At 76.1% G+C, this 16,999-nt stretch carries 15 protein-coding genes and 1 riboswitch; of the genes, 8 read left to right on the forward strand and 7 right to left on the reverse strand.

The window, feature by feature from the left end:
* Position 1 precedes the first annotated feature (1 nt).
* From ABQ292_RS15190 to ABQ292_RS15200, 3 genes are read right to left on the reverse strand one after another with little or no spacing between them, the layout of a single operon-like run.
* A complete protein-coding gene (locus tag ABQ292_RS15190; protein WP_369207810.1) occupies positions 2-811 on the reverse strand; it encodes an ABC transporter permease in 810 nt (269 codons plus the stop codon).
* The gene (locus tag ABQ292_RS15195) at positions 808-1,725 is read right to left on the reverse strand and encodes an ABC transporter ATP-binding protein (RefSeq protein WP_369207812.1); all 918 of its coding nucleotides are present in this window, start codon (positions 1,723-1,725) and stop codon (positions 808-810) included. Before ABQ292_RS15195 ends, ABQ292_RS15190 begins: the two co-directional genes overlap by 4 nt.
* Positions 1,722-2,828, reverse strand: coding sequence for a transcriptional regulator (locus tag ABQ292_RS15200; protein WP_369207814.1), 1,107 nt, complete (start codon positions 2,826-2,828; stop codon positions 1,722-1,724). The genes ABQ292_RS15195 and ABQ292_RS15200 overlap by 4 nt, the downstream gene beginning before the upstream one ends.
* A 67-nt stretch (positions 2,829-2,895) precedes the next feature.
* Here ABQ292_RS15200 and ABQ292_RS15205 point away from each other — a divergent pair, with 67 nt between their 5' ends.
* Positions 2,896-3,534, forward strand: coding sequence for a hypothetical protein (locus ABQ292_RS15205; RefSeq protein ID WP_369207816.1), 639 nt, complete (start codon positions 2,896-2,898; stop codon positions 3,532-3,534).
* 40 nt (positions 3,535-3,574) lie between these two features.
* On the opposite strand, the gene metF is transcribed toward ABQ292_RS15205, so the two are convergent.
* On the reverse strand, positions 3,575-4,507 hold the full coding sequence (gene metF, locus ABQ292_RS15210) for a methylenetetrahydrofolate reductase [NAD(P)H] (RefSeq protein ID WP_369207818.1): 933 nt from the start codon (positions 4,505-4,507) through the stop codon (positions 3,575-3,577).
* A 204-nt stretch (positions 4,508-4,711) separates the two neighbouring features.
* Here metF and ABQ292_RS15215 point away from each other — a divergent pair, with 204 nt between their 5' ends.
* Genes ABQ292_RS15215 through ABQ292_RS15225 form a run of 3 tightly spaced genes read left to right on the forward strand, consistent with a single transcriptional unit; the run spans position 4,712 to position 8,228 of the window.
* Entirely contained in the window at positions 4,712-5,815 is a 1,104-nt protein-coding gene (locus ABQ292_RS15215) for a polyprenyl synthetase family protein (protein ID WP_369207820.1), read from the forward strand.
* Positions 5,816-5,817: 2 nt separating this feature from the next.
* Positions 5,818-7,308 (forward strand): phytoene desaturase family protein, encoded by a 1,491-nt coding sequence (crtI, locus tag ABQ292_RS15220; RefSeq protein WP_369207822.1) that lies wholly within the window; start codon positions 5,818-5,820, stop codon positions 7,306-7,308.
* Positions 7,305-8,228 carry a phytoene/squalene synthase family protein gene (locus ABQ292_RS15225; protein WP_369207824.1) on the forward strand — a complete coding sequence of 308 codons (924 nt, stop codon included), beginning with the start codon at positions 7,305-7,307 and terminating at the stop codon, positions 8,226-8,228. Before crtI ends, ABQ292_RS15225 begins: the two co-directional genes overlap by 4 nt.
* On the opposite strand, the gene ABQ292_RS15230 is transcribed toward ABQ292_RS15225, so the two are convergent.
* The gene (locus tag ABQ292_RS15230) at positions 8,225-8,575 is read right to left on the reverse strand and encodes an Rv2175c family DNA-binding protein (protein ID WP_369207826.1); all 351 of its coding nucleotides are present in this window, start codon (positions 8,573-8,575) and stop codon (positions 8,225-8,227) included. The two genes, ABQ292_RS15225 and ABQ292_RS15230, sit on opposite strands and share 4 nt — an antisense overlap.
* A 53-nt stretch (positions 8,576-8,628) precedes the next feature.
* A riboswitch (ZMP/ZTP riboswitch) is annotated at positions 8,629-8,710 on the forward strand.
* Positions 8,711-8,747: 37 nt separating this feature from the next.
* Between ABQ292_RS15230 and ABQ292_RS15235 the strand changes: the two genes are divergently transcribed.
* The 4 genes from ABQ292_RS15235 to ABQ292_RS15250 all read left to right on the forward strand — a co-directional run bounded on the left by ABQ292_RS15235 (position 8,748) and on the right by ABQ292_RS15250 (position 14,428).
* Positions 8,748-10,205: a glycine hydroxymethyltransferase gene (locus ABQ292_RS15235; protein ID WP_369207828.1), complete on the forward strand. Its 1,458-nt coding sequence runs from the start codon at positions 8,748-8,750 to the stop codon at positions 10,203-10,205.
* 198 nt (positions 10,206-10,403) lie between these two features.
* Positions 10,404-12,401 carry a Stk1 family PASTA domain-containing Ser/Thr kinase gene (pknB, locus tag ABQ292_RS15240; RefSeq protein ID WP_369207830.1) on the forward strand — a complete coding sequence of 666 codons (1,998 nt, stop codon included), beginning with the start codon at positions 10,404-10,406 and terminating at the stop codon, positions 12,399-12,401.
* Entirely contained in the window at positions 12,398-13,297 is a 900-nt protein-coding gene (locus tag ABQ292_RS15245; RefSeq protein ID WP_369207832.1) for a deoxyribonuclease IV, read from the forward strand. Before pknB ends, ABQ292_RS15245 begins: the two co-directional genes overlap by 4 nt.
* Positions 13,298-13,345: 48 nt before the next feature.
* On the forward strand, positions 13,346-14,428 hold the full coding sequence (locus ABQ292_RS15250; protein ID WP_369207834.1) for a S8 family peptidase: 1,083 nt from the start codon (positions 13,346-13,348) through the stop codon (positions 14,426-14,428).
* Positions 14,429-14,535: 107 nt separating this feature from the next.
* On the opposite strand, the gene ABQ292_RS15255 is transcribed toward ABQ292_RS15250, so the two are convergent.
* Entirely contained in the window at positions 14,536-15,549 is a 1,014-nt protein-coding gene (locus ABQ292_RS15255) for a threonine aldolase family protein (protein WP_369207836.1), read from the reverse strand.
* 84 nt (positions 15,550-15,633) lie between these two features.
* The gene (locus ABQ292_RS15260; protein ID WP_369207838.1) at positions 15,634-16,965 is read right to left on the reverse strand and encodes a class II 3-deoxy-7-phosphoheptulonate synthase; all 1,332 of its coding nucleotides are present in this window, start codon (positions 16,963-16,965) and stop codon (positions 15,634-15,636) included.
* Between the last annotated feature and the right edge of the window lie 34 nt (positions 16,966-16,999).

A 16,999-nucleotide genomic window follows, 5' to 3' on the forward strand; every position in this document is an offset into this window, starting at 1 on the left:
CCTAGCTGGTGATGTCCTTGGTGGTGAAGTTCGCCCACGCCGCGGTGAGCAGCACGCCCACGTAGACGCCCTGCAGCGCCAGCCCGCGGACGACGTCGCGCCACAGGACCGGGTCGCGGAAGAGGTCGACGAAGGCCAGCCAGTAGCGGGTGGGCAGGTACGGCGCGATCGGCGAGGCGGCGTCGAGGGTGAACAGCAGCGACGAGGTCACCAGCACCGCCAGTGCACCGAGGGCGGCGGCCAGCGGCGAGTCGGTGAGCGTGGAGAAGAACAGCCCGAACGCGGCGACCCCGAGCATGGACACCGCGACGTAGCCGATCGCCAGCAGCGTCCGGCCGGCCAGCTGCTCGGGGGTCAGCGACGTCCCCGACACCGACGTCCCGGCCACCGGCTGGGCGTCGAACAGCGTCGTGCCGACGACGTAGCCGACCGCGGCCACCACCACGACGGTGACGACGACGAACGCCAGGACCGCGACCAGCTTGGCCACCAGCAGCCGGGTGCGCCCGGCCGGGCGGGCGAGGAGGTACCGCAGCGTGCCGGCCTGCGCCTCCCCGGCGACGGCGTCCCCGCTGACCACCGCGACGGCGATCGGCAGGAACAGCGGCAGCACGATGGCCAGCGCGGCCAGCGGGAACAGCGCGCCGTTCGTGAGCACCGCCGACAGGAACGGCGGCCCCTCCCCCGGCCGTGGCGCCAGGTCGGTGAGCTGCAGCAGCACGGCCACCAGCACCGGCAGCGCGTTGAGGACGGCGATCGTCGTCCAGGTGCGCGGCCGGCGGAACATCTTGCGGAGCTCGACGACGATCACGACCGGTCCACCCTGTCCGCGCTGGTGCCGGCGGCGGCCAGCACCACCTCCTCCAGCGTCGGCCGCTGCAGCGCGAGCCCGGTCACCGGCACCCCGGCGCCCACCAGCAGCGCGTTGACCTCGGCCGGGTCGGTCCCGCGCACGACCAGGCGGCCGCCGTCGGCGGTGAGCACCCGGCCGTCCAGGACCGCGCGCACCCGCTCGGGTGCCGGGGTGTCCACGACGGTGGCGCCGGTCGGGGCGGTGAGCCGGGCCATGTCGTCCTGCAGCACCAGCCGGCCGCGGTCGAGCACACCCACCCGGGTGCACAGCTGCTCGACCTCGGCCAGCAGGTGGCTGGACAGGAACACCGTCGTCCCGCCGCGGTTGAGCTCGAGCAGCAACTCCCGGACCTCGGAGATGCCCTGCGGGTCCAGCCCGTTGGTCGGCTCGTCGAGGACCAGCAGCTCCGGCCGGCGCAGCAGCGCGCCGGCCAGGCCCAGCCGCTGGCGCATGCCCAGCGAGTAGGCGCCGACCGGACGGCGGCCCACCCCGCCGAGGCCCACCTGGTCGAGCACCTCGGCGATCCGCTGCCGCCGGGTGCGGCGGGACCCGCCGGGGCCGGCGGCGTCGAGCAGCGAGAGGTTGGCCGCGCCCGAGAGGTGCCGGTGGTGCGCCGGGCCCTCGACGAGCGCGCCGACCCGCGGCAGCACCCGCCGGCCGGCACGCGGCATCCGCCCGCCGAGCAGCTCCACCTCGCCGCGGGTGGGCAGCACCAGGCCGAGCAGCATGCGCACCGTCGTCGTCTTGCCCGAGCCGTTGGCGCCGAGGAAGCCGTAGACGTCGCCGGCGCGGACGTCGAGGTCGATGCCGTCGACGGCGCGCACCCGGCCGTACTGCTTGACCAGGCCGCGGGTGACGATCACCGACGTCACGACGGCGCCCCGGCCAGGGCGCCCGCCGCGTCGGCGAGCGCGTCGAGGGTGACCGTGCCGGTGAGGACGTAGGCGCCGCGGCCGGGCGGCTCGACCAGCATCAGCCCGAGCGGGCCGGCGGCCACGCGGGTGCCCCGCTCGTCGCGGACGGCGTCCGGCGCGGCGGCCAGCGCCTGCCGGAGCCCGGCGGCGAACCGGCCGGGCACCGGCGCCACCGCCAGCAGCGTCACCCCGCTGCCGTAGACGCCGACCGCAGCGGGCGCCCCGGCCAGCGGACGGCGGGCGAGACCGGCCAGCGCGTCGGGCAGCGCGACCTCCGCCAGCCGCCGGTCGGCCTCCTGCAGCAGCCCGTCGGTGTCCTCACCGGGCCGCACGCGGGCGCCCGGCGGCGGGTCGAAGGCGACGACGCCGGCCGCCGGGGTGGCCAGGTCCAGGTCGAGGAAGCGGGTGTCGAGGGCGGGGACCGACGCGCCGTCGGCCACGACCTCGACCGCCAGCGGTAGGCCCGTCCCGGCGTCGGCCCAGACGTCGACGCGGGCCACCGAGGCCGCGGGCGCGGCCGGCACCAGCCGCAGGCCGAGGGCGTCGCGGCCGGCCACCCGGCGGGCGCCGATGCGGGCGAGCTCGGCGTCGGCGGCCTCGGACAGCAGCCGCCGGCCCAGCGTGGCGGGCACGAGGTCCGGCGGGGCGGGCAGCGCGAGCGGCGCCGGGTCGCTGCGCCGGGCGGTCGCCGACTCGTACTCCCAGGTCCACGTGCCGGCGGGGTCGACGTGCACGCCGGTCTCCCCCGCCGCGGTGACGACGTCGACCCGGTGCTCGTCGGGCCCGCGCCACCACACCCGCATCGTCGTGCGGTCGCTGAGCAGGTCGGCGACGGCGGGCAGCTGGTCGCTCACCGGCAGGGTCAGCCCGCCGGCCGAGACCGCGTAGCCGGAGAAGCCGACGCCGGCGCTGGCCAGCACGGCGTCGCGGAGGTCGGGCGCGGTCGTGCCGGCGTCGTCGGCCGGCAGCGCGCCGACCACCACCGGCAGCGACAGCAGGACGGCCAGCAGCGCGACGACGACCGCCCAGCGGCGGGCGCGCCCGTGCCCCCGTCCGGCCATGCGGCCACGCTACGACCGGCTCGCAACACCGACGTGAGGCCGGCCCGGCGCCGGGTATGCGCAGGTCATGGCCCCTCCCCTCAGCGACGCCGTCGTCGTCGACGTCCTGCGCCGGCTCGACCGGCTGACCGGTCCCCTCGTCACGCGGCTGGGCCGCCCGCCGGAGCTGCCGGCCGCCGAGCGCGACGACTGGTGGGCCGACCGGGCCTCCCGGGTGGCCGCGGCCGCCAGCGGCCTGCCGCGGCTGGTCGGCCGGCTCGCCGACCTCCTGCCGCTGCAGAACACCGTGGGGACGGCGGTGCAGTCGCTGGTGGTCCTCGGCGTGGCCGGCGAGCACGGCGTCGCCGACCCCGCCGAGCGGGTGTCGCTGCTGGCGCGGGTGCTGCTCGCCCGCGACCTGCCCCCCGAGCGGGTGCGCCCGCTGCTCGAGCGGGTCCGCGGCACCTACGCCGAGGCCGCGCTCGGCGCCCGCGACGACCGGGCCGGGCTGCGCGGGGCCGCGCGCACCGTCTGGCGCGCCGCGCGGCTGCTCAGCCGCATCGACGGGGCGCTCGACGCCCGCCCGAAGGGCCGCCTCGGCGCCCGGGTGCTGGCCAACCTGCCGGTGGTCGGCGTCCTGGGCGGCTACGCGGCGGAGCGGGAGGCGCTGCGCCGGGCGGCCCGGCACACCGCGGAGCTGCTGGAGAGCGGCCCGGTGGCGGTCTAGGCGGGCGCGGTCTAGGTGGGCGCGGTCTAGGCGGGCGCGGTCAGGAGGTGGCGGCCAGCGTGGAGGGCACCGACGTCCCGGTCCCGGCGTCGGTGAGGTTGAGGAAGACCTCTCGCGTCGCCGTCGACCGGTTCATGGTGATGAAGTGGATGCCGGGCACGCCCTCGTCCAGCAGCCGCCGGCACATCGCCGTCGCCACCTCGACGCCGTAGGCGCGCACCGCCGCCTTGTCCTCCGGCCGGTCGCCGTCGAGCTCGGTGAAGCGGGCGGCCAGCTCCTCGGGGAAGGCCTGCCCGGACAGCTGCACGATCCGGGTGATCTGCCGGGCGTTGGTCACCGGCATGACCCCGGCGATGATCGGCACCTCGCAGCCGCGGGCGGCCACCCGGTCGCGCATGCGCAGGTAGTCCTCGGGCCGGAAGAACATCTGGGTGATCGCGAAGTCCGCGCCCGCCCGGCACTTGCGGACGAACATCTCGACGTCGGTGTCGAAGTCCGGCGAGCGCGGGTGCCGCTCGGGGAAGGCGGCCACGCCGACGGAGAAGTCGCCCATCGAGCGGATCAGCTCCACCAGCTCCCCGGCGTAGCGCAGGCCCTGCGGGTGGGCCACCCACTCACCCTGCGGATCGGCGCCGGGCGGGTCCCCGCGCAGCGCCAGCAGGTTGCGCACCCCGGCGGCGGCCAGCCGGCTGACCACGTGCCGGAGCTCGGCGACGCTGTGGTCGACGGCGGTCAGGTGCGCCAGCGGGGTCATCGTGGTCTCGGCGGCGATCCGCTCGGTGACCGCCACCGTGCCCTCGCGGGTGGACCCGCCGGCGCCGTAGGTGACCGACACGAACGACGGGCGCAGCCGCTCCAGCTGCCGCAGTGCCGTCCACAGCTGGTCCTCGCCCTCGGGCGACTTGGGCGGGAAGAACTCGAACGACCACGTGGGCCGCGACGAGGCGAGCAGCTCGCGGACGCTTGGGGTCACGGGGTCCGAGGGTACGTGCGACGCCGACCGATCCCCCGCCCCCGCCTGCATCCGCCCGAGCGCTCCGGGGGGAAGGAACCGGGAACGGCAGTCGAGAGCCAGGAGGCCCTGTTGACCACGCACCGCCACCCCCTGGACAGGACGCGCGCGACTCGATGGGGCGATACTGGTCGGGTGATCAGCGGGACGGTGCAGCGTGGGTCCGTGGTCCGTCCCCTCGTCCCGTCGCTGGCGGCGGCCGACCTGGGACGCATCCGCGGTGCGGTCTCGGCCGCGCTCACCGGGTTCCTGGAGGAGCAGCGCACCACCCTGTCGGGCATGGACCCGGCGCTCACCCGCGTCGTCGACGAGGTGTGCGCGCTGGCCGACGGCGGCAAGCGGCTGCGCCCGGCGTTCGCCTACTGGGGCTGGCGCGGGGTGACCGAGGACGTCACCGGCCCGGCCGAGGACGACGCCGCGGTGCTGCGCGCCGTCGCCGCGCTGGAGTTCGTGCACGCCAGCGCGCTGGTCCACGACGACGTCATGGACGGCGCGCTGACCCGCCGCGGCCGGCCGGCCACCCACGTCGGCTTCGCCGCCGTCCACGGCGACGGCGGCCTGTCCGGTGACGGCGACGCGTTCGGCGTCGGCGCGGCGATCCTGGTCGGTGACCTCGCGCTGGTGTGGTCCGACGAGCTGCTGCGCCGCTCGGGCATCAGCGCCCCGTCGCTGGCCCGCGCCCGCTCGGTGTGGGACACGATGCGCACCGAGGTCACCGCCGGGCAGTACCTCGACCTGCTGCGCGCCGCCGGCGGCCTGCCCGGCGCCCAGGGCGCGCTGACCGTCGCCCGCTACAAGAGCGCCGGCTACACGGTGCAGCGGCCGCTGCAGCTGGGCGCGGCCATCGCCGGTGCCGGCCCGCGCGCCGCCGACGTCTACACCGCCGTCGGGCTGCCGCTCGGCGAGGCCTTCCAGCTGCGCGACGACGTCCTCGGCGTCTTCGGCGACCCCGAGGTCACCGGCAAGTCCGCCGACGACGACCTGCGCGAGGGCAAGCAGACCCTGCTCGTCGCGCTGGCCGAGGAGGAGGCCGACGACGCCGGTCGCCGCCTGCTGCGCGAGTCGCTCGGCGACCCCGACGCCGGCGAGGAGCAGTTCGCGGCGCTGCGCGACCTCATCGAGCGCACCGGCGCGCGGGCGCGGGTCGAGGAGCGGATCGCCGAGCGCACCGCCACCGCCCGCGGCGCGATCGCCGACGCCCCGATCGCCGAGGAGGCCCGCGCCGCCCTCGACGCGCTGGCCGTCGCCGCCACCTCCCGCACGGCCTGAGCGTGCGCACCGTCCCCGGGGCGACCGACCGGGTCGTCGTCGTCGGCGCGGGCCTGGCCGGCCTGGCGACGGCGCTGCGGCTGCGCGGCGCCGGCCGCGAGGTCACCGTCGTCGAGCGCGACGAGGGGCCCGGCGGCCGCGCCGGGGTGCTCCGGCGCGACGGCTACGTGCTCGACACCGGCCCCTCGGTGTTCACGGCCCCGGAGCTGGTCGCCGACACGCTGGCCGCCGTCGGTGAGGAGCTGGCGGACCGGCTGACCCTGGTCCCGCTGGAGACCACCTACCGGGCACGGTTCGCCGACGGCTCGCACCTCGACGTGCACGCCGACGTCGACGCGTTCGCCGCCGAGGTCGAGGCGCTGGCCGGACCGGCCGAGGCGGCGGCGCTGCGCGGCTACCTCGCCAACCTCGCCGAGCTCTACCGGCTGCAGATGGACACCTTCATCGACCGCAACCTCGACACCCCGCTGGACCTGCTCGGCCCCCAGCTGGTGCAGCTGGCCCGCCGCGGCGGGTTCGGCCGGCTGTCCAGCCACGTGGCGCGGCACTTCACCGACGACCGGCTGCGCCGGCTGTTCAGCTTCCAGGCCCTCTACGCCGGGGTCAGCCCGTTCCGCGCGATCGCCGCCTACGCCGTCATCGCCCAGCTCGACATCGGCGCCGGCGTCTGGCACCCGGTCGGCGGGGTCGGCGCCGTCCCGCGGGCCATGGCCGCGGCCGCGGCCGACGCCGGGGTGGTGTTCCGGTACGGCGCGACGGTCGAGCAGCTGGAGGTCCGCGGCCGGCGGGTCACCGGCGTCTGCCTGGAGGGCGGTGAGCGGCTGCCCGCCGACGCCGTCGTCGTCACCACCGACGTCCCCGAGCGGCTGGTGCCCGGCTTCTCGCGGCGCCGCCGGCCGGTGTACTCGCCGTCCTGCGTGACCCTGCACCTCGGCGTGCGCGCCGAGCTGCCCGGCCAGGCGCACCACACGATCAGCTTCGGCGCCGCCTGGGAGCAGGTCTTCGACGAGCTGACCCGCGACGGGCGGCCGATGAGCGACCCGAGCCTGCTGGTGAGCATGCCCTCGCGCAGCGACCTCTCCCTGGCCCCGCCCGGCGGCCACGTGCTCAGCGTGGTGGCGCCGGCGCCCAACCTCGACCCGCACAGCGGCGGCAACCCCGGCATCGACTGGGACGCGCTGACCCCGCGCTACCGCGCCGAGGTGCTGACCACCCTGGAGGCCCGCGGCTGGACGGGTCTGACCGACGCGATCGAGGTGGAGCACGTGGACACCCCGCTGACCTGGGCCCGGCAGGGCATGGCCGCCGGCACACCGTTCGCCCTGGCCCACACCTTCGGCCAGACCGGCCCCTTCCGGACGCCGACGCTGCCCCGCCAGGGCCCGGAGAACGTGGTGCTGGCCGGCTCGTCGGTGCAGCCCGGCGTCGGCGTGCCGATGGTCGTCATCAGCGGCCGCCTGGCCGCCGAGCGGATCACCGGCCCGGTCCGATGACGGCGACGGAGCGGCCGCTGTCGACGGCCGAGCGGCAGGCCCGCCTGGGCGCCGCCTACCGGCACTGCGCGGCGATCAACGCGCGGCACGGCAAGAGCTACCACCTGGCCACCCGGCTGCTCACCGCCGACCGGCGACCGGCGATCCACGCGCTCTACGCCGGCGCGCGCACCGCCGACGACCTGGTCGACCTCCCGGGCGCCGACCCCGCCGGCGACCTCGCCGAGTGGTCGCGCGCCGTCCTCGACGAGCTCGACGCCGGCTGGAGCGACGACCCCGTGCGGCTGGCGCTGGTGCACACCTACCGCCGCTACGCGATCCCGGTCGAGCACCTCGTCGACTTCCTCGCCGCGATGACCAGCGACCTGGAGGTCACCGGCTACGCCGACATGGCCGCGCTGGACCGGTACATGTGGGGCTCGGCGTCGGTGATCGGGCTGCAGGTGCTCCCCGTCCTCGGCACCGCGCCCGGCGTCCCCCGCGAGGAGGCCGCGCCGCACGCGATCGCGCTGGGCGAGGCGTTCCAGCTGACCAACTTCCTGCGCGATGTCGCCGAGGACGTCGACCGCGGCCGGGTCTACCTGCCCGCCGACGTCATGGCCGCGCACGGCGTGACCCGCGAGCAGCTGCAGGAGAAGCGGTACGACGCCCGCTTCCGCGCGCTCATGCAGGAGATGGTCGCGATCGTGCGGCGGCGATACGACGACGCCGCCCCGGGGACGCCGATGCTCGCACCGGAGTCACGCGACTGCGTGCGGGCGGCCACCGCGCTCTACGGCGGCATCCTCACCGAGATCGAGCGCGCCGACCACCGCGTCCTCGACCGCCGGGTGACGGTCTCCAAGCCCCGCCGTCTGGGCATCTTCGCGCGCCGGCTGGCGAGCGCCCAGGCGGTGCGGCTCAGGACGCGGCGCCGTTAGAAGGCGAGGGCCTGCGCCCGGCGGGTGACCTCGGTGTGCCGGTCGCCGCGCAGCGCCTCGACCGGGGTGCCCGGCAGCGACTCGTCGGCCCGGAACAGCCACTCGAACACCTCGGCGTCGGTGAACCCGCCGTCCTTGAGCACGGTGATCAGCCCGGGCAGGTGCTTGAGGACGGCGCCGTCCTGCAGGAAGTCGGCCGGGATGCGGCTGTTCCCGCTGCCCGGGACGGCCATCAGCTTGCCCTCGCGGACCAGCTGCCGGACCTTGTTCGGCGACACCCCCAGGGCCGCGGCCACCTCGGCGGGCGTGAGCGTCTGCATGGCGTCGTCGGTGACATCGGCGTCCATGGGATCCGAGCCTAGGTCGCCGCGGGAGCCTGCTGCCGGGGCGGGATAGGATCGGCGGCGGCCGTGACTGGCGCATCGAGGTGGGGCACCACCGGGGAGCGGCCTGCTACTCCGCCGGGCGCCTGGGCACTGACGGCACCGCTGACGACGACCGACCGCGCAGGAGCCCCCGATGACCGACGTCACCCCCGCCTTCGACGCCACCGCCGCCTCCACGGCCTACCGCAGCGCGCTGCAGGTCATCGCCGAGGTCGAGCCCCGCGTCGCCGACGCGATCAGCGCCGAGCTCGCCGACCAGCGCGACTCGCTCAAGCTCATCGCCAGCGAGAACTACGCCAGCCCCGCGGTGCTGCTGACCATGGGCAACTGGTTCAGCGACAAGTACGCCGAGGGCACCGTCGGCCACCGCTTCTACGCCGGCTGCCAGAACGTCGACACCGTCGAGGCGCTGGCCGCCGAGCACGCCCGCGAGCTGTTCGGCGCCCCGTACGCCTACGTCCAGCCGCACTCGGGCATCGACGCCAACCTGGTCGCCTTCTGGGCGGTGCTCGCCCAGCGGGTCGAGGCCCCCGCGCTGGAGCGGGCCAGCGCCCGGCACGTCAACGACCTCACCGACGAGGACTGGGCGACGCTGCGGCACGCCCTCGGTGACCAGCGCATGCTCGGCATGAGCCTCGACGCCGGCGGCCACCTCACCCACGGCTTCCGCCCGAACATCAGCGGCAAGATGTTCGCGCAGTCCTCCTACGGCACCGACCCGCGGACCGGGCTGCTCGACTACGACGCCGTCGCCGCGCGCGCCCGCGAGTTCCGCCCCCTGATCCTCATGGCCGGCTACTCCGCCTACCCGCGCAAGGTCGACTTCGCGAGGATGCGCGAGATCGCCGACGAGGTCGGCGCGACGCTGATCGTGGACATGAGCCACTTCGCCGGCCTGGTGGCAGGGAAGGTGTTCACCGGCGACTTCGACCCGGTGCCGCACGCGCACGTGGTCACCAGCACCAGCCACAAGTCGCTGCGCGGCCCGCGCGGCGGCTTCGTGCTCAGCCAGCCCGAGTACTCCGACGCCGTCGACCGCGGCTGCCCGATGGTGCTCGGTGGCCCGCTGCCGCACGTCATGGCCGCCAAGGCCGTCGCCTTCGCCGAGGCCCGCCGTCCGCAGTTCGCCACCTACGCGCAGACCGTCGTCGACAACGCCGTCTCCCTGGCCGAGGGCCTGTCGCGCCGCGGCGCGCGGCTGGTCACCGGCGGCACCGAGAACCACCTCGTGCTGCTCGACGTCTCCGGCTTCGGGTTGACCGGCCGGCAGGCCGAGTCCGCGCTGCTCGACGCCGGCATCGTCACCAACCGCAACGCGATCCCGGCCGACCCCAACGGCGCCTGGTACACCTCCGGCGTCCGGCTGGGCACGCCCGCGCTGACCACCCGCGGCTTCGGCGCCGCCGAGTTCGACCGCACCGCCGAGCTCATCGTCGAGGTGCTGTCCAACACCACCCCGGCGGCGACCAGGGACGGCGGGGTGTCCAAGGCCAGGTACGTCGTCGACGGCGGCCTGGCCGACAAGACGCGCGCCGCCGCCGCCGAGCTGGTCGCCGCCCACCCGCTCTACCCCGGGCTCGAGCTGTCCTGACTCCTCGATGACGATGACCAGGTGACCTGGTCACCGTGCGTCCTACCCGTCGTCCCACGGTCAGGTAGGGCGCTCCACGATCAGGTCACCTGGTCATCACCGTCCTCCCGTGACCGGTGTGACGGGAGGGTGCCGGCGGGTCTCGCCCACCCGCGTGTGCGGGTCGCTTCCGCGCGGGGCGCTCCTAGACTCGATCGCGTGGAGACCGCCGTGACCGACCCCGTGGTCGGCCTGGTCCTCGAGGGGCGCTACCGCCTCGAGGAGCGGCTGGCGCGCGGCGGCATGTCCACCGTCTACGCCGCCACGGACCTGCGGCTGCACCGCACGGTGGCGGTCAAGGTCATGGCCGAGCACCTGGCCCACGACCCGACCTTCGTCGGCCGGTTCACCCGTGAGGCGCGGGCCGCGGCGATGCTCAGCCACCCCAACGTCGTGTCGGTGAGCGACCAGGGCAGCGACCAGGGCCTGGTCTTCCTCGTCATGGAGCTCGTCCGCGGCCGCACGCTGCGCGACCTGCTGCAGGCCCGCGGCCGGCTCACCGTCGCCGAGGCCTTCGCCGTCCTCGAGCCGGTGCTGTCCGGGCTGACCGCCGCGCACCGCGCCGGGATCGTGCACCGCGACGTCAAGCCCGAGAACGTGCTCATCGGCCACGACGGCTCGGTCAAGGTCGCCGACTTCGGCCTGGCCCGGGCGCTCACCGGCACCGGGCAGACCAGCCACTCCGGCGGCGTGCTCATCGGCACGGTCGCCTACCTCTCCCCCGAGCAGCTCGAGCGCGGCCGCGCCGACGCCCGCAGCGACGTCTACGCCGCCGGCCTCGTGCTCTTCGAGATGCTCACCGGCCACCCGCCCTACGGCGGGGACACCCCGCTGGCGGTGGCCTACCAGCACGTGCACCACGACGTCCCCGCGCCGTCGGCGGAGGTCCCCGGCGTGCCCTGGCAGGTCGACGAGCTGGTCGCCCGCACCACGCGCCGCGACCCCGCCGTCCGCCCGCTCGACGCCGGCGCCTTCCTCGCCGACCTCGAGGACGTGCGCACCGACCTGGGCCTGGCCCGCGTGCCCGTGCCCACCGGCCGCAGCTCCGCCGGGCCCGGCACGATCCGCCCGACCAACCGGCCCACCCGACCGCGCCACCCGAGCGACCCCGGCCCGCCCGGCGAGCCGGGCACCGAGGTCCTCGGCGCCGGCCGGTCCTCCCGCGGCCGGGGCACCAGCATGCTGCCCGGCATGGGCGCCGGTCCCACCACCGACGTCGGCGGCCGGCGGCCCGGACTGGCGCAGCACCGGCCCGGCGTCCCGCACCACGTCCGGCGCCGCCGCGCCCGGCTGGCGGTCGCCGTCGTCCTGCTGCTGGTGGTCACCGTCGGCGCGGTCGGCTGGTGGATGGGCTCGGGCCGCTGGACGCAGGTGCCCTCGCTCGAGGGCTCCGACCGCTCGGCCGCCGTCGACCTGCTGCAGGGTGCGGGGCTGACCCCGGTGTTCGCCGAGGAGCAGTTCAGCGAGGACGTCCCCGAGGGCGAGGTCATCTCGGCCGACCCCGACGACGGCGAGGTCATCCGCGGCACCGACGTCGAGCTGGTCGTGTCCAAGGGACCCGAGCGGTTCAGCGTCGACCCGGCGCTGGTCGGCCAGCCGCTGGAGGCGGTGCAGGCGGCGCTCGCCGAGCAGGTCCCCTGGCAGGTCACCGTCACCGAGGAGTTCGACGAGGACGTCCCGGTCGGCTCGGTCACCGGGTTCGACCCCGAGCCGGGCACGGAGCTGCGCCGCGACCAGCCGGTCACCGTGGTCGTCAGCCGCGGCCGCGCGCCGGTCGAGGTGCCCGACGTGGTGGGGCAGGGCCCGGACGCCGCCCAGGGCAACCTGGAAGCGCAGGGCTTCACCGTCACGCGCACCGAGGGCCGCAGCGCCGACGTCGGCACCGGCCAGGTGATGGCCGTCAGCCCCACCCCGGGTCAGGCCGCGCCCTACGGCAGCGAGGTGACCATCCAGGTCTCCCTGGGCCTGCCGCAGGTCGCCGTGCCCGACGTGACCGGCATGAGCGCCCGCGAGGCGTCCGCGGCCCTGGAGGCGGCCGGGCTGACCTACAGCACCTCGACGTTCATCACCGGCGACCGCGTCTACCGGCAGAGCCCGGCGGCCGGCACCGTCGTCGACCTCCGCAGCGAGGTCAGCCTGCTGCTCAGCTTCGGGTGAGCGGGCCGCCCCGCTCCCCGATCGGCGCGCACGTCCAGGTCGCCGGCGGCCTGGCCACCGGCGGGCTGCGCCACACCGACGACGTCGGTGCGCAGGCGGTGCAGGTCTTCGTCGGCAACCCGCGCGGCTGGCGGCGCAGCCCCGGCGACCCGGCGCAGGACGCCGCCTTCGTCGAGGGGCTGGCCGAGCGCGGGATCCCGTCGTTCGTGCACACGCCGTTCCTGGTCAACGTCGGCTCCCCCACCGCGGCCACGGTCGACCGCTCGATCGAGACCATCGCCGCCGACCTCGCCCGCGGGGTCCGGCTCGGCGTCCGCGGCGTCGTCGTCCACGCGGGCTCGGCCGTGGACGAGGACCGCTACGAGGCAGCGCTGCGGCAGCTGCGCGAGCGGCTGCTGCCGGTGCTCGACGCGCTGCCCGAGGACGGCCCGCGGCTGCTGGTCGAGCCGACCGCGGGCGGCGGCCGGTCGCTGGCGGCCACCGTCGAGGACCTCGGCCCGTACCTCGCCGCCCTCGACCTGCACCCGAGGGTCGGCGTCTGCCTCGACACCTGCCACGCCTGGGCGGCGGGGCACGACCTGGCCACCCCCGGCGGGACGACGGCGACGCTGGACGCGCTGGAGGCCGCCGTGGGCCCGGGCCGGCTCGGGCTGGTGCACGCCAACGACTCGCTCGACGAGCGCGGCTCGAAGCGTGACCGGCACACCACGATCGGCGCGGGCTCGATCGGGGCCGGCGCGTTCGCCGAGCTGCTCGCCCACCCGTCGGTGGCCGGGGTGCCGGTGGTCGTCGAGACGCCGAGCGCCGACCGCGGCCACGCCCGCGACATCGCCCTGCTGTGCGCCCTGCGCGACGGCCGCCCCCTCCCCGCCGCCGAGGACGCCTCGGCCGCCTGAGCCCGCCCCTCCCCGCGAGATCGGCGGTCTCGTGGCGATGAGGCGCCGATGGCCACGAGACCGCCGATCTCGGGGCAGGGACCAGGCGGCGCCCACCGGACACGACACGCCGACCGGGCCCGCGGCCTGGGCGGGCGGATCGACCACGTCTACAGCGCGGCGCTCACCGGCTTCGCCGTGACGCTGCCGGAGGCCGCCGTCACCCGGCTGTCGGCCATCCCCGGCGTCGTCGCGGTCGAGCGCGACCAGGTGGTCACCGCCACCACGACCCAGCCCGGCGCGACCTGGGGCCTCGACCGCACCGACCAGCGCGACCTGCCGCTGAGCAGCAGCTTCGACTACACGGCCACCGATGCGGGCGTCACCGCCTACGTCATCGACACGGGCATCACCACCGCCCACACCGACTTCGGCGGCCGGGCGGTGTCCGGCTACGACGCCGTCGACGGCGGTCCGGCCGACGACTGCAACGGCCACGGCACCCACGTCGCCGGCACCGTCGGCGGCACGACGTACGGCGTGGCCAAGTCGGTCCGGCTGGTCGGCGTCCGCGTCCTCGACTGCGCGGGCGGCGGCACCACCTCGGGCGTGGTGGCGGGCATCGACTGGGTGACCGCCGACCACGCCGCCGGCGACCCCGCGGTGGCCAACATGAGCCTCGGCGGCGGGGCCAGCACGGCCATCGACACCGCGGTGCGCAACTCCATCGCCGACGGCGTCAGCTACGCGGTCGCCGCGGGCAACGGCAACTCCGCCGGCGTGCCGCAGGACGCCTGCGCCTCCTCACCGGCGCGGGTCCCGGGCGCGCTGACCGTCGGCGCCACCGACCGCACCGACCGGGCGGCGTCCTTCAGCAACCACGGCTCCTGCGTGGACCCCTTCGCCCCGGGCGTGGGCATCACCAGCGCCTGGTACACGAACGCCACCGCGACCAGCACGATCAGCGGGACATCGATGGCCACGCCGCACGTCGCGGGCGTCGCGGCGCTGTACCTGTCCGGGATGCCGTCGGCGCAGCCGGCCGCGGTCGCCACGGCCATCACCGGCACCGCGACGACGAACCACGTCGTCCTGTCGCGGACCGCCGCGCGGGCCGGCACGCCCAACCGGCTGCTGTTCAGCTCCTACTGACCCACCCCACGCCGGCGGCCGCCGCCCCTCCCCGGGGCGCCGGCCGCCGTCGGCCTCGCTGCAGGGTCCCGCCGCGGGCTCGCGAGTGGCGGGGGCAGGGAGGTCCTTCAGCAGCGGTCGAGCAGGTCGGCCAGGACGTCGGCGGCCCGGTCGACGCCGGCCCGGTCGACGTCGAGGTGGGTGACCAGGCGGATCCGCCGCGGGCTCACCTGCGACACCAGCACGCCGCGGGCCTTGGCGGCCTCGGCGACCACGGGCGCGGGGACGTCGTCGAGCACGACCATGTTGGTCTGCACCGAGGCCGGGTCGACGCCGAGCCGCTTGGCCAGCAGGCGGGCGTGCTCGTGGTCCTCGGCCAGCCGGGGCAGGTGGTGGTCGAGGGCGTAGCGGCAGGCAGCGGCCAGCACGCCGACCTGGCGCATGCCGCCGCCGAGCCGCTTGCGCCACAGCCGGCCGGCCGCGATCCGTTCGGCCGATGCCACGAGCACGGAGCCGACCGGCGTCCCGAGGCCCTTGGAGAAGCAGACCGACGCGGTGTCGGCCAGCCGCCCGTAGGTGGCCAGGTCCAGCCCCGAGGCCGCCGCGGCGTTCCAGATCCGGGCGCCGTCGAGGTGGACGGCGAACCCGGCCTCGCGGGAGGCGTCCCACAGCCGCTGCAGCTGCTCCACCGGCTGCACCCGCCCGCCGCCGCGGTTGTGCGTGTTCTCCACGGCGACCGCGGCGGTGGCGGTCAGGTGCCAGTCGTCGCGCGGCCGCACCTGGGCGAGCAGCGCGTCGGCGTCGAGCAGGCCCCCGTCGCTGACGACCGTGCGGGTGGAGATGCCGAAGACGGCGGCCGCGGCACCCATCTCGTAGGTGACCACGTGCGCGTCGGCGTCGCAGAGCACCTCCTGGCCGGGCTCGCAGACCAGCCGCATGCCGATCTGGTTGCCCATCGTCCCGGACGGGACGAACAGCGCCGCCTCGTGGCCGAACAGGTCCGCGACCCGCTCCTCGAGCGCCCGGACCGCCGGGTCCTCGCCGTAGACGTCGTCCCCGACCTCGGCCTCGGCCATCGCCCGGCGCATGCCGGGCGTGGGCCGGGTGACGGTGTCGGAGCGGAGGTCGATCGGCGCGGTCACCGTGGCCCCGTCCAGAGCCTCCGCGGCGGCCCCGCTGCAGGGGCCCGCCGCGAGCTCACGAGCGGTGGGGGGCAGGGGGGCCCTTCAGCCACGCAGCATCTCGGCGACCAGGAACGCCAGCTCCAGGGACTGCCCGGTGTTCAGCCGCGGGTCGCAGGCGGTCTCGTACCGGCTGTTGAGGTCGTCGTCGCTGATCTCCATCGCCCCCCCGAGGCACTCGGTGACGTCCTCACCGGTGAGCTCGACGTGGATGCCGCCGGGCCAGGTGCCCAGCGCCCGGTGCACGTCGAAGAAGCCGAGGACCTCGTCGACGACGCGGTCGAAGTGGCGGGTCTTGTAACCGCTCGGGGACTCGTGGGTGTTGCCGTGCATCGGGTCGCACTGCCAGACGACCTGGTGGCCGCCGGCGGTGACCTTCTCGACGATCGGTGGCAGGACGTCGCGGATCTTCCCGTTGCCCATGCGGCTGATCAGCGTCAGCCGGCCGGGGATCCCGTCGGGGTCGAGCCGCTCGACGAGCTCGGTGGCCTGCTCGGGCGTCGTCGTCGGGCCGATCTTGACGCCGATCGGGTTGGCGATCCGCGACATGAACTCCACGTGCGCGCCGTCGAGCTGGCGGGTGCGCTCGCCGATCCACACGAAGTGGGCCGAGGCGGCGTAGGGCCGGCCCTCGTGCACCCGCATCAGCGCGTGCTCGTAGTCGAGGATCAGCGCCTCGTGGCTGTTGTAGAGCTCCACGCCGCGCAGCGCGGTGTCGTCGACGCCGCAGGCCTTCATGAACGCCAGCGCGCGGTCGATCTCGCGGGCGATGACCTCGTACCGGACGCCGGCCGGGGAGTTCGCGACGAAGTCCCGGTTCCAGTCGTGGACGGCGTGCAGGTCGGCCAGGCCGCCGCGGGCGTAGGCGCGGATCATGTTCATCGCCGCGGCGGAGTTGGCGTAGGCGCGCACCAGCCGGCCGGGGTCGGGGATGCGCTTCTCGAGCACCGGCTCCAGCGAGTTGACCATGTCGCCGCGGTAGGACGGCAGGCCCAGGGCGTCGGTGTCCGACGAGCGCGGCTTGGCGTACTGCCCGGCCACCCGGCCGACCTTGACCACCGGCACGCTGGCGCCGTAGGTGAGGACGACGGCCATCTGCAGCAGCGTGCGGGTGGTGCTCTGCAGGTGCGGCTCGGTGTTCAGGTCGAAGGTCTCCGCGCAGTCCCCGCCCTGCAGCAGGAACGCCTTGCCCTGCGCGACGTCGGACAGCCGGCCGCGCAGCTCGTCGACCTCGCTGGGCGCCACGATGGGCGGCACGGTCGACAGCGTGGACAGGACGGCGTCGAGGGCGCCGCGGTCGGGCCACCTCGGCTGCTGGGCGGCGGGGAGCTCCCGCCACCGGTCGAGACCGGGGGCCAGCTGCGCGGGATCGTTCACGCACCGAGGGTACGGCGGTCGCCTGCGTCACCCG

Source organism: Geodermatophilus maliterrae, assembly GCF_041018925.1.
Classification (GTDB): Bacteria; Actinomycetota; Actinomycetes; order Mycobacteriales; family Geodermatophilaceae; genus Geodermatophilus; species Geodermatophilus maliterrae.